Origin of the sequence: Pseudonocardia sp. CA-142604, assembly GCF_050948475.1 — a bacterium.
GTDB classification, from domain to species: Bacteria; Actinomycetota; Actinomycetes; order Mycobacteriales; family Pseudonocardiaceae; genus Pseudonocardia; species Pseudonocardia alaniniphila.
Map to the genome: position 1 here is coordinate 4,215,471 of NZ_CP192045.1, position 12,111 is coordinate 4,227,581.

The 12,111-nt window shown below is 72.7% G+C and carries 9 protein-coding genes and 1 pseudogene; 8 read left to right on the plus strand and 2 right to left on the minus strand.

The window, feature by feature from the left end:
• Window positions 1–30: 30 nt before the first annotated feature.
• The 8 genes and pseudogenes from ACQPZQ_RS19195 to ACQPZQ_RS19230 all read left to right on the plus strand — a co-directional run bounded on the left by ACQPZQ_RS19195 (window position 31) and on the right by ACQPZQ_RS19230 (window position 8,474).
• Window positions 31–1,044 (plus strand): histidine kinase, encoded by a 1,014-nt coding sequence (locus ACQPZQ_RS19195; protein ID WP_433297674.1) that lies wholly within the window; start codon window positions 31–33, stop codon window positions 1,042–1,044.
• Window positions 1,041–1,718, plus strand: a complete 678-nt coding sequence (locus ACQPZQ_RS19200; protein WP_241036489.1) for a response regulator — start codon at window positions 1,041–1,043, stop codon at window positions 1,716–1,718. Before ACQPZQ_RS19195 ends, ACQPZQ_RS19200 begins: the two co-directional genes overlap by 4 nt.
• Before the next feature lie 125 nt (window positions 1,719–1,843).
• Window positions 1,844–2,362: a hypothetical protein gene (locus tag ACQPZQ_RS19205; protein WP_433297676.1), complete on the plus strand. Its 519-nt coding sequence runs from the start codon at window positions 1,844–1,846 to the stop codon at window positions 2,360–2,362.
• Between the two features lie 3 nt (window positions 2,363–2,365).
• Entirely contained in the window at window positions 2,366–2,797 is a 432-nt protein-coding gene (locus ACQPZQ_RS19210) for an NfeD family protein (RefSeq protein WP_433297678.1), read from the plus strand.
• A 2-nt stretch (window positions 2,798–2,799) separates the two neighbouring features.
• Window positions 2,800–3,627, plus strand: a pseudogene (locus ACQPZQ_RS19215) (SPFH domain-containing protein); the annotation flags it as partial.
• Window positions 3,628–3,798: 171 nt separating this feature from the next.
• Window positions 3,799–4,176: a hypothetical protein gene (locus ACQPZQ_RS19220; protein WP_433297680.1), complete on the plus strand. Its 378-nt coding sequence runs from the start codon at window positions 3,799–3,801 to the stop codon at window positions 4,174–4,176.
• Window positions 4,177–4,224: 48 nt separating this feature from the next.
• Window positions 4,225–6,471, plus strand: a complete 2,247-nt coding sequence (gene secD, locus ACQPZQ_RS19225; protein WP_433297683.1) for a protein translocase subunit SecD — start codon at window positions 4,225–4,227, stop codon at window positions 6,469–6,471.
• Window positions 6,468–8,474 carry an acyltransferase family protein gene (locus ACQPZQ_RS19230; RefSeq protein ID WP_433297686.1) on the plus strand — a complete coding sequence of 669 codons (2,007 nt, stop codon included), beginning with the start codon at window positions 6,468–6,470 and terminating at the stop codon, window positions 8,472–8,474. Before secD ends, ACQPZQ_RS19230 begins: the two co-directional genes overlap by 4 nt.
• 3 nt (window positions 8,475–8,477) lie before the next feature.
• On the opposite strand, the gene ACQPZQ_RS19235 is transcribed toward ACQPZQ_RS19230, so the two are convergent.
• Both ACQPZQ_RS19235 and ACQPZQ_RS19240 read right to left on the minus strand, forming a co-directional pair.
• The gene (locus tag ACQPZQ_RS19235) at window positions 8,478–10,247 is read right to left on the minus strand and encodes an ABC transporter ATP-binding protein (protein WP_433297689.1); all 1,770 of its coding nucleotides are present in this window, start codon (window positions 10,245–10,247) and stop codon (window positions 8,478–8,480) included.
• Window positions 10,244–11,932: an ABC transporter ATP-binding protein gene (locus ACQPZQ_RS19240; RefSeq protein WP_433297691.1), complete on the minus strand. Its 1,689-nt coding sequence runs from the start codon at window positions 11,930–11,932 to the stop codon at window positions 10,244–10,246. Before ACQPZQ_RS19240 ends, ACQPZQ_RS19235 begins: the two co-directional genes overlap by 4 nt.
• Window positions 11,933–12,111 lie beyond the last annotated feature (179 nt).

Genomic DNA, 12,111 nt, shown 5'->3' on the forward strand with positions numbered 1-12,111 from the left:
GGAGCACCGTCGGGCGGAGACCCTGCTGCCATGAGCGAGCGCACTGCACGCCTAGCCGCAGGTTCCGGCACGCGCGCGCCGGCCCACGCGCTGTTCCGCCGGCTCGCCCTGATCAACGGCACGGTCTTCACCGTCGGCACGCTCGTGCTGGCGGTCTCTCCGGCCACCGTGTCCTCGCCGGTGCTGCTCACCGAGCTGCCGGTGCTGATCGTCGGCCTGGCGCTGATCCTTGCGGCCAACACCCTGCTGGTGCGCCGGAGCCTCGCGCCGCTGGGCGCCCTGACCGCGCTCATGCAGCGGGTGGATCTGCTGCGCTCCCGCGACCGGCTCGCGGAGCGTGGGAACGGCGACCTCACGCACCTGATCGCGACGTTCAACGCGATGCTCGACCGGCTCGAGACCGAGCGCGATACGAGCAGCGCGGATGCGCTCGCTGCGCAGGAAGGCGAACGGCGGCGCATCGCGCGTGAGCTGCACGACGAGATCGGACAGAGCCTCACCGCGGCGCTCCTGAGCCTGAAGCGCGCGGTCGACCGCGCCCCGGCGGATCTCGCCGAGGAGCTTCATGCGGTGCAGGAGACCGTCCGGTCCAGTCTCGACGAGGTCAGGCAGGTTGCGAGGCGGCTGCGGCCCGACGTGCTGGAGGACCTGGGTCTGGCCAGCGCGCTCAGCGCGCTCGTCACCGAGTTCACGCAGGTCAGCGGCATACCCGTGAAGCGGGTGGCGGACGTGGAGCTGCCTGTGCTGAGCAGCGACGTCGAGCTCGTCCTCTTCCGGATCACGCAGGAGAGCCTCACGAACGTCGCCCGCCACGCCCATGCGACCCACGTGGAGCTTGCCGTGCACGCCACCCCGGAGGCGGTCACCCTTCGCGTCACCGACGACGGGCGCGGCGGCGTGCTCCACGAGGGCGCCGGAATCCGCGGGATGCGCGAGCGTGCCCTGCTCATCGGCGCCGACCTGACCATCACCACACCGAACGGCGGCGGCACCGACGTGCGACTCGTCGTGCCGACGGTCACCCAGCAGAGGCGGAACCCGTGAACTCCTCGAAGACCCGGATCCTGCTCGCCGACGATCATGCGCTGGTCCGGCGGGGGTTGCGGCTGATCCTCGACGCCGAACCCGACCTCATGGTCGTGGCGGAGGCGTCCGACGGTGCGGAGGCCGTGCAGATCGTCGCCGCCTCGGCCGGTGCCGCCTCGGCTGATGGCCCGGACCTCGCGATCCTCGACATCGCCATGCCGCGGATGACCGGCATCCAGGCCGCCAGGGAGATCTCACGCCGGGCCCCGGGCATCCGGATCCTGATGCTGTCGATGTACGACAACGAGCAGTACTTCTTCGAATCCCTCAAGGCGGGCGCATCCGGCTACGTGCTCAAGTCGGTGGCCGATCGCGACCTGCTCGAGGCCTGCCGCGCAGCGATGCGCGGCGAGCCCTTCCTCTACCCCGGCGCGATCACCGCGCTCATCCGCGACTACCTGCAGCGCAGCAGGCAGGGCGACCGCCTCCCCGACACCATCCTCACCCCGCGCGAGGAGGAGATCGTCAAGCTCATCGCGGAAGGGCACTCGTCCAAGGAGATCGCCGAGACGCTCGTGATCAGCAGCAAGACCGTCGACCGGCACCGTGCCAACATCCTGCAGAAACTCGGTATGCGCGATCGGCTCGACCTCACCCGTTACGCCATCCGCGCAGGTCTCGTCGAACCGTGACCCGGTCCCGCTGCATGCCACAGGACGCGGAGATGGGTGTCGGACCCGATGGCCACCCGCATCCCGCCGCGCCAGGCTGACGGGAGCACTCCTGCCCGGGAGGACGTGACCACGAAGGGCTGCACATGGACACCCACGCGCTGGTCGCCGCGCTCGGTCCGGATGCGTCCGCGGCCGTGCACGGGTACCGGCTGGAGGTCATGTTGGAGGCGGGGCGGCGCGATCTGCGTCTGGTCGACGATCTGGTGGCAGACCTCGGACGGCTGTTGGCCGAGCGCGGTAGGCCCGACCCGCTCGAGATCCGCCTGACGTTCCTGCATTGCCCGGGCCGGCCGGACCTCGCCGGCCGGACACTGCGCTGGTGCCCGTCGCACGGGTGGTCCTCGTCCCACCGCGTTGCGAGCGCCGCCCTGAGCCACTTCGCCGACTCCCGGGCATCCGCGTTGGACCTCGTGCCCACCTCCGCCGAGGTCCTGGACTGGGCCACGAGTGGCTTCGACGGGTCGTCCGTTCCGCCGACGGGTGTCGATCTCGACGACGACCCGCGGGCGGTCCGGCGCCTGCTGACCCACGCCCACCCGCTCAGTTCCCGCTCTCGGGCCGGGCGACGAGCGGACAGCGGTATCGCGACCGAGGAGGGCTGACGGATGGATCCGTGGATCCTCTGGCTCACCGGCGCCGTGGTGCTGGGTGTCGCCGAGGCCTTCACCCTGACCGCGGTCTCCGGGCTGCTCGCCGGCGCATCGCTCGTCACGGCGGTGGTGGCGGCCGCCGGGCTGCCGGCGCCTCTACAGGTGATCGTCTTCGCGGTGGCCGCCACGGCCGGGATCGTCGTCCTCCGCCGGGCGACCGCCCGGCACGGTCCCCGCGTCGACGAGGTCCGCTTCGGGGTGGACGCGCTCCCCGGTCGCACCGGCTACGTCGTGGACGACGTGACCGGGCGGGCCGGAACCGTCCGCATCGGCGGCGAGGACTGGACGGCCCGCGCCCTCGACGAGACCGGCACGATCCCCGCCGGGCGGGCCGTGGACGTCATCCGGATCGACGGCGCGACAGCGGTCGTGCACGCGCGGGAGTGATCATGGGCCTTCCGCCGCTGCTCGCCGCCGGGCTGCTCGTCGCCCTTCTCGTGGTCGTGACCGTCGTGCGGGCGGTGCGCATCGTGCCGCAGGCGCGTGCCCGTAACGTCGAGCGGTTGGGGCGTTACCACCGGACGCTGCAGCCCGGCCTGAGCATCGTCATCCCCTACGTCGACCGGGTGCACCCGCCCATGGACCTGCGCGAGCAGGTCGTGTCGTTCGCCCCGCAACCGGTGATCACCGAGGACAACCTCGTGGTGGAGATCGACACCGTGCTCTACTTCCAGGTGACCGACCCCCGGTCGGCCGCCTACGAGATCGCCGATCATCTGCGGGCCGTGGAGCACCTCACCGTCACCACCCTGCGCAACGTCGTGGGGTCGATGGATCTGGAGCGCGCGCTCACCTCCCGCGACAGCATCAACTCCCAGCTGCGCACCGTGCTCGACGACGCCACCGGGAAGTGGGGCCTGCGGGTCAACCGGGTCGAGATCAAGGCGATCGACCCCCCGGTCAGCATCACGGACGCGATGGAGAAGCAGATGCGCGCCGAGCGGAACAAACGCGCGACGATCCTGACCGCCGAAGGCGACAAGCAGGGAGCCATCCTCCGCGCGGAGGGCGAACGCGCGGCGGCGATCCTCAAGGCGGAGGGTCGTGCCCGCGAGATCGACGAGGTGTTCCAGGCCGTGCACCGCAACAACCCCGACCCGAACCTGCTCGCCTACCAGTACCTACAGGTGCTTCCCCAGCTCGCCCAGGGGCCGGGCTCCACGTTCTGGATGGTCCCCACCGAGGTCACCGCCGCCTTGACGGCCGTCTCGCGGGCGTTCGCCGACGGCGCGGGGGAGGCCACCGGGGCCGCCGGGCGCGCAGCGGCCCGCGACGGTTCCGCGGTCGCGCGTCCCAGTGGGAGAAGCGCGCGGCAGTAGGCCGGGGCGTCGGGCCGGGTAGGGTTTCGGTTTCGCCTGGGCTGGGGGCAGATGTCGGGAGGTGGGCGCGTGGGGCAGCAGGCTGCGCTCGTCCGTCGCCTCCTCGGTTCGCTGCTGGCGCTGCTCGCAGCGCTCGTCCTCACGGCCGCGGCCCTGCCCACCGCGCACTCGGAAGGGCCGTCCGCGCCGGCGCCGTCCGCGCCCGCCGCACTCGGCTGGGGTGTCGAACAGACGCCGCCCGGCGACGCCACGGTGCGTATCGGTCGCGTCCCGATCGCCTGCACAGCGATCGGCAGTCACCCGGCGGTCGAACCCGTTTCGCCGGTGCCCGTCGCGCCGGCGGCGTGTTCCCACGCTCCCGTGCGCGGCACGATCTCCCAGCGGACGGGCGAGTCCACCGCGATACCGGGGCGGGCGCCGCCCGCCGGGGATCAGCCGACGTTCTGATCCCCTGGCCCCGCGCGTATGCGCGGTGGCCCTGTTCCGAGGACCCGTGTGCCCCGATCCGTAGTGGTGCGCGCCCTGGTGGCGCTCGCCGTGCTCGTCCCGTCCATCTGGTCGGCCGTGACCCTCCGCCCGACCCTCGGCCTCGATCTGCGCGGCGGCACGCAGATCGTGCTGGAGACCCGCGACGCGCCCGGAACCGTGGCCGACGCCGCGGCCACCGACCGTGTTCTCGCTGTGCTCCGCGATCGCGTCGACGGCCTCGGCGTCGCCGAACCCGCACTGTCGCGCTCGGGGGAGCGGCGCATCGTCGTCGAGCTGCCCGGGGTGCAGGACCCTGCGGAGGCGGCCGACGTCCTGGGCCGCACCGCGCAGCTGACGATCCATCCCGTGCTCGGCGCGGCGAGTCCCGGCACCGCCCGGGTCCTGCCGGACGAGGACGGCACGGCGCTGGCCCTCGGCCCGCCCGCCCTGGCAGGTGAGGACGTCTCCGGGGCCCGCGCCTCCACCGGAACGCCCGGTGTCATCGGATCGGTGGTGGACGTCGCGTTCGCCGGGGAGGGACGGCAGCGCTGGCAGCAGCTCACCGCGCAGGCGGCCTGCGCTCCGTCGGGTGATCCGGCCCGTCGTATCGCGATCGTGCTCGACGATCGCGTGATCTCCTCCCCGCAGCTCGATCCGTCGATCGCCTGTGGAGCCGGGATCCCCGGCGGCTCGACGACGATCACGGGGTCGTTCAGCCGGGAACAGGCCGGCGATCTCGCCGTGCTCATCTCCGGGGGAGCGCTGCCGGTACCGGTCGAGATCATCGAACAGCGGACGGTGGGTCCGACGCTCGGTGCGGCCGCGATCGAGGCCAGCGCGGTGGCCGCGGCGATCGGGGTGGCGCTGACCGGCGTGTTCCTGCTGACGGTCTATCGGCTCGTGGGACTGGCCGCCGTGCTCGCGCTGGCCGCATACGTGGTGATCAGCTACGCGGGTCTCACCGCGCTGGGGGCGACCCTGACGTTGCCGGGGCTCGCGGGCTTCGTGCTCGCGATCGGGATGGCCGTCGACGCGAACGTGCTGGTGGCGGAACGGGCCCGTGAGGAGTACCAGCGCGTGCGGCGGCTGGACCGGGCTGCCGAGATCGGCTATCGCAGCGCGTTGCCCGCCGTGGCCGACTCGGCCGTCACGACGCTGCTCGCCGCAGGCCTGCTCTTCGGCCTCGCATCCGGGCCGGTGCGCGGGTTCGGGGTGACCCTGACGCTCGGCGTGCTCGTCTCGCTGTTCTCCGCGCTCGTGTTGTCCCGGATGCTGACGATCTGGCTCGTGCGCCGGCGGTGGATACGGCAGCGGCCCGCGTGGTCGGGGCTCGCCTCGCTCGGGCCCGTGCGCACCTGGCTCGGTCGCCGTGATCCCGACCTGCTGCGCCGGCACCGGCGGTTGCTGGTCTGCTCGGCGATCGTCGTCCTGCTCGCGATCGCCGGGGTCGTGGCCCGCGGACTGGAGTTCGGCGTCGAGTTCACCGGGGGCCGTGCGGTCGAGTTCTCGACGGCCCGGCCGATGGAACCCGAGGCTGCACGCGAGGCGGTCGCCGACGCCGGGTTCCCCACCCTCGCCGTGCAGGCCACCGGGACGGGCGGGCTGTCCGTCCGCAGCGGCGATCTGACGGACGAGGACGTCGCTGCCGTGCGCGTAGCGCTGGCGGATGCGGCGGGTGGCGCCGAGTTGCTACGCGACGAGCGGATCGGCCCGAGCCTCGGCGAGGAACTACGCAGAGGTGCCCTCATCGCGCTCGGGGTGGCGCTCGCCGCGCAGCTGATCTACCTGGCCGTCCGCTTCCGCTGGGTCTTCAGCGTGGGTGCGGTCGTCGCGCTGATGGCCAACGTGACCGTGGTCGTCGGGGTGTTCGCCTGGTGGGGCAGGCCGGTGGACGGGGTGTTCCTCGCGGCGCTGCTCACCGTGATCGGCTACACCGTGAACGACTCGGTGGTCGTGTTCGACCGCATCCGCGAGGGCTGGACGACCGAACACGGCCCGGCCCTGCGCAGGCTCGTCGGGGCGGCGGTGCTGGCGACGCTTCCCCGCACCGTCAACACCGGTGTGTCCACGCTGGTGATCCTCGCGGCGCTGCTCGTGCTCGGCGGCGACACGCTCGTCGACTTCGCCCTTGCGCTGCTCGTGGGCATCGTCGTCGGCACGGCGTCGACGATCAGCGTGGCGGCTCCCCTCGCGATCGAGTTGCAGCGCGGGAGACGACCGCCGGCACCTCGGCGGCCGGTCGCCCGGCGCCGCAGCACGGGAGCCGTGCTGTGACGGGGCCTGGGCCATCGGGCCCACGTGCACAGGCGCCGGCGGGCGCGGCCTATCGGCCCGAGCTGCAGGGACTGCGCGCGCTGGCCGTCAGCCTCGTCGTGGTCTACCACGTGTGGATCGACAGGGTGTCCGGCGGCGTCGACGTGTTCTTCCTGCTCACGGGGTTCCTGCTCACCGGAGGGCTGGTGCGGGCCGCGGAACGGGGCGCGCTCGACGTCAGGCTGCAGTGGAGCCGGACGCTGCGCCGACTGATCCCGGCCGCGGCGGTCGTGCTCGTGGCGACGGCAGTGCTGAGCATCGCTGTGCTGCCCCAAGGGCGCTGGGCGCAGACGATCCGGGAGATCGCCGCTGCGGCGCTGTTCGTGGAGAACTGGCAGTTGGCCGCCGACTCGGTCGACTATGCCGCCCGCACCAACATGACCAGCGTGGTGCAGCACTTCTGGTCGCTGTCCATCCAGGGCCAGGTCTTCCTCCTGTGGCCGCTCCTGGTCGCGGTCGTCGCGGTCAGCTGCGTCGGCTCCCCGGCCCGGCTGCGTCCCCGGATGACCGCGGTTCTGGCGAGCCTGTTCGTCGCCTCCCTCGCGTACTCGGTGGAGCTGACGATCACGAACCAGCCGCTCGCGTACTTCCACACCCTCACCCGGCTCTGGGAGTTCGCTCTCGGCGGGCTGCTCGCCCTCACCATCGACCGGATCGCGCTCTCGCCGCGCGCGCGGATCGCAGCCGGGTGGCTCGGTGTCGTCGGCCTCGTGGCGTGTGGCGTGGCCATCCCCGTCGCGGACGTGTTCCCCGGCGTCGCTGCGCTGTGGCCCACCGGTTGCGCGGCGCTCGTGCTCGTCGCCGGCCGGACCGGTTCACGCGCAGGCGCCGACCGGCTCCTTGCCGGCGGTGCCGCCCGCTACCTCGGCGACATCAGCTACGCCCTCTACCTCTGGCACTGGGTGCTGCTCGTCGGGTACCTGGCAGTCACCGGTGAGCAGACGGTCGGGCCGGTCGGCGGTGCCGCCGTGATCCTGACCTCGCTCGGGCTCGCCGTCCTCACCCATCACCTCGTCGAACGACCGGTGCTGCGCCGACCGGCCGATGTGCGAACCGGCTACCGGATCGCCGCGGCCGGCACCGCGGCGGTGCTCCTCGTGGCAGTCACCTGGCAGGTCGTCGGGGTCCGGCCGCCGGAGCCCGACGCGATGCCGGGCGACGCCGCCCACCCCGGCGCGACGGCCCTCCGCACCGGAGCCGTGGAACCGGCGCCTCTGCTCCCACCGCCTGTCTCGATCTACGACGACTGGGTGCGTATCGAGCACTGGGACTGCAGGTCCATGGCCGACTTCCCCATGAACACGTGCACCCTGCCGGCGACCGAGCCGCCCGCTCGGCGGGTGGTCCTCGTCGGCGACTCCCACGTCCAACAGCTCTCCGGCGCGGTCGTGCCGATCGCCCAGCAGAGCAACTGGCAGCTGACCGCGATCATCCGCGGAGCCTGCCCGTTCTCCACCGCCTCCGAGGTGGTTCCCGACGAAGCCGACTGCCTGGCCTGGAACGCCGCTGCGATGGACGAGATCCTCGCCATGCACCCCGACACCGTCATCACCCTCGCCAGCCGCGACGCGCGCGCCGGGCTGACCGAGCAGACGCCGCCCGGGTTCGTGGACCAGTGGCGCAGGCTCGACGCTGCCGGGATCGCCGTGGTGGCGCTGCGCGACACGCCCCGGTTCGCCCACTCCGTTCCGGACTGCGTGCAGACCCGGCCCGACGACCTCGACTCCTGCGGGATCGCCCGCGCCGACGTCTACACCCCGGCTCCACCGTGGACCCTGCTGCCGGACGTCCCGTCCAACGTCACGTTCGTCGACATCGCCGACGCCGTCTGCGACCCCGAACGCTGCCCGGCCGTGATCGGGAACGTCCTGGTCTACATGGACGACAACCACCTCAGCGCGACCTACAGCACCACGATGGCAGGCCTGCTCGCCGACCCGCTCCACGCAGCCGTCGAGCGATGACGATCAGCGACTGCCCGACCAGGCCGCCCACAGCTGTGCGTAACGCCCACCTGCGGCGACCAGCTCGTCGTGCGTGCCGCGTTCGACGACCCGCCCGGAGTCGAGCACGACGACGGTGTCGGCCGTGGCCGCCTGGGTGAGCCGGTGGGCCACCAGCAGCCCGGTCCGCCCGGCCGTCGCACGTTGTGCCGCGACCTCCAGCACCCGGGCGCCCGCGCTGCCGGCCTCGGCCGTGGCCTCGTCGAGAATCGCGACGGGCCGGTCGGCGAGCACCAGGCGCGCGAGCGCCAGTTGCTGAGCCTGCACGACCGTCAGGGTGTGGCCGCCTGCACCGACCACCGTGTCGAGACCGTCGGGCAGTGCCTTCGCCCACCCGAGCGCGTCGACGGCGGCGAGTGCGTCGAGCAGTTCGTCGGTGGTCGCATCGGGCTTCGCCAGCTTCAGGTCATCGGCGAGCGGGCCGGCGAAGACGTGCACCTCCTGGGTGATCAGGGCGACCGTCTGCCGGACGACGGCGGGCCCCTGCTCGCGCAGCGCCGCCCCGCCGATCCGGACGACACCGCGGGTGGGGGAGTGCACCCCGGCCACCAGCTTGGCCAGCGTGGTCTTGCCCGCGCCGCTCGCACCCACCAGGGCCACCCTCCGCCCGGGCGCGATGTCGAGGTCGACGCCGTCGAGCACGTCGTGGCCGTCGACATAGGCGTGGCCGAGCGCGGTGGTGTGCACGCGCGCATCGGCCGGGTGGACGGGTCGGGCGGGCTGCTGTTCGCCGGGCAGGTCGGCGACCCCGACGATCCGGGCCAGGCTCGCCGCAGCCGACTGCACGGTGTCGAGCAGGAACAGGACCTGGTTGACGGGGCCGAACAGGTTGATGAAGTAGAGCGCTGCTGCGCTCGCCGTGCCGATGGACACGACGTTGCCGCGGACGAGCAGGAACCCGGTGGTCAGCACCGCGGCCACGCCGATGAACTCGGCCAGGTTGAGCCGGCCGAAGAACCCGGTCTGCAGACGGACGACCCGCAGCGCGATCTGCACCACGTCCTCCGAACGCGAGCGCACCCGCTCGGCGTGCTCACCGCGCAGCCCGAAGGCGCGGACGGTGGCGGCCCCGCTGACCGTGTCGAGAAGCTGCTGCTGTTGTGCTCCGCCGGCCACCCGCTCCTGCGCGTAGAGCGATGTGGAGCGGCGCAGGTACCAGCGCGCGGTCAGGACCTGGACCGGCACGGCGCACAGCGCCGCCACCATGAAGCGCCAGTCCAGAACCGCCAGCCCGACCAGCGTGAGGGCGATGATCAGCGCTGACCTGGCGAACTCCGGAACGGCCTCCCGCACGGCCTCTCCGACCTGCGCGACGTCAGACGTGACACGGGACGTCAGGTCGCCCGAGCCGGCCGCCTCGATCCGTTCCAGCGGCAGCCCGATCGCGCGTTCCACGAACCGCTCGCGCAGCTGTGCCAGCATGCTCTCGCCGACCCGCGCGACCAGGGCGATGCCCAGTACGGCCAGCAACCCTTGGGCCACCGCGACGACGACGAGCAGAAGCACCGGACCGTAGAGCGTGTCCGGTGGGTTGCGGGCGGCGACCAGGTCGACGATGCGGCCCAGCAGCGGCGCGGCGACCAGGCTCACCGCCGCGCCGGCGACCAGTGCCGCTACCGCGGCCGCTGCGACGGCCCGCCGGGGCCGCAGCAGCTCGCCGAGACTGGCGCGAATCCGGCTGGTGGTGGCGGTGGGCAGGAGGTCTCGCACCGTGGGGCCGGCCGGTGCACTCATGCCAGCACCAGCGCGCGGTAGTCGTCGCGGGCGAGCAGTTCGGTGTGGGTACCGGCGCCGGTGACCACCCCGTCGTCGAGCACCACGACCCGGTCGGTCACGGCGAGCAGCGCCGGGCTGGTGGTGAGGACGACTGTCGTACGACCGCGGCGCACCTCGCGCAGACCGGAAGCGATCCGGGCTTCGGTGACCGGGTCCACCGCCGTGGTGGGGTCGTGCAGCACGAGCACCGGGGCGTCCGCCGCCAGTGCTCTCGCGAGCGCAAGGCGCTGGCGCTGTCCGCCCGACAGCGAGCGGCCCTGTTCGGAGACGGGGGTGTCGATGCCCGCCGGTAGCGCGTCTGCCACCTGGTCCGCCTGTGCCGCCGCCATCGCCGGGGCGAGGTCCCGGTCGGCCCGCCCATCGGCCCGCACGTTCTCTGCCACGGTGCCGGCGAAGAGTTGGGCGTCGTGCATGGCCACGAGGACCGTCGCCCTGGCGGTGTCGGGCGGGTAGTCGGCCAGTGGCACGCCGTCGAGCTCGACGTCGCCCTTCGCGTCGACCTCGCGTCCGAGACAGGCGAGCAGGTCGACCGCGGCGGCCGGATCCGACGCCACGACGCCCACCAGCTCACCCGGTGAGACGTCGAACTCGACGCCGTTCAGGCTGCCGTGGTGAAGATCACGCACCGCCAGCGCCCCGGGGACATGCGCGGGCAGGGCCCGCGATCCGTCGCGCACGGCGGGCGCCGCGGCGAGCACCTCCGCGATGCGGGTGGCGGACGCACGGGCCTGCGCGAACTTCCCGTTGACCCAGCCGAAGATCTGCAGCGGTTCCACGAGGAACTGCGCCAGCCCCACGGCCGCGACGAGCCCGCCGATGCTGATCTCGCCTGCTGTGGCCAACCGGCCTCCGACCAGCGCGATGAGCGCGAGGAACAGCCCGTTCGCGGCCAGCACCGCGCCCTCGTACCAGGCCTGCGCACTGGTGGCCCGCAGCGTGGCGGTGAGCGCGTCGCGGCTCGTGCCGGTGTAGCGGCGTACCGCCGCCGGCTCGGCGCCGATGCCCTTCAACACCCGCACGCCGGTGACGAGGTCGGCGGCCACGCCCGACGCGTGCGCGGCGCGTTCCTGCTCCGGTCCGCTGCGTCGCTCGAGCGGTCGCCCGAGCAGTCTCACCAGCACGAGCAGCAGCGGCGTGCCGAGAAGGACGAGCAGCCCGAGTGGCACCGAGATCCGCAGCAGCGAGACCGTGGCCACCACCAGCGCCGCCGCGCTCGCGATCCCCAGCGGAAGCACGAAGTTGACCATGCCGACGCGCTTGGTGTCGGACGTGGCGATCGCCGCGAGAGCGCCGGGAAGCCTGCCCACCTCGGCGCCGCCGCGCGGGTCGAGCACGCGGGCGGTGACCATCAGCCGCAGGCGTTGATCAGCGCGGACATCCCCCAGCCAGGCCTGGCGCGCCCCCCACCGGTAGCTGAACGACAGCATCGCGAAGTCGAGCCCCAGCACCAGCAGCCAGAAGGCGAGTGCCGCAGGGTCACCGGTGGTGATCGCCTCGTCGATGATCACGCCGACGAGCACCGGGACCAGGGCCTCGCCTGCCTGGTGGCCGCAGAGGAACAGCGCTGCGGCACTGACGTGTCGCCGGAACGCGCCGACGGAGCCGGTCAGCACAGCACGGCTGCCGGAGCGAGATCGAGGCATCGGATCCTTCTTCTCGACTTTGTAAGGTTTGCCTAGCCATACTCACCGTGCTCGCCGCGGGGCTACGAGTCGGGGCGGGTGCCGAGGGGGCCGAAGGGGGAGCCGGGGAAGATCGCGGACATCACCCCTTGAACTTAGGCTAGCCTCACGCAACAGTACAAATGGGTCACTTTGGTACC

Bases quoted from the DNA above. Each gene is read 5' to 3' on its own strand.
- ACQPZQ_RS19195 (WP_433297674.1), top strand. From the start codon at position 31: ATGAGCGAGCGCACTGCACGCCTAGCCGCAGGTTCCGGCACGCGCGCG.
- ACQPZQ_RS19205 (WP_433297676.1), top strand. From the start codon at position 1,844: ATGGACACCCACGCGCTGGTCGCCGCGCTCGGTCCGGATGCGTCCGCG.
- ACQPZQ_RS19240 (WP_433297691.1), bottom strand. From the start codon at position 11,932: ATGCCTCGATCTCGCTCCGGCAGCCGTGCTGTGCTGACCGGCTCCGTC.
- ACQPZQ_RS19210 (WP_433297678.1), top strand. From the start codon at position 2,366: ATGGATCCGTGGATCCTCTGGCTCACCGGCGCCGTGGTGCTGGGTGTC.
- ACQPZQ_RS19235 (WP_433297689.1), bottom strand. From the start codon at position 10,247: ATGAGTGCACCGGCCGGCCCCACGGTGCGAGACCTCCTGCCCACCGCC.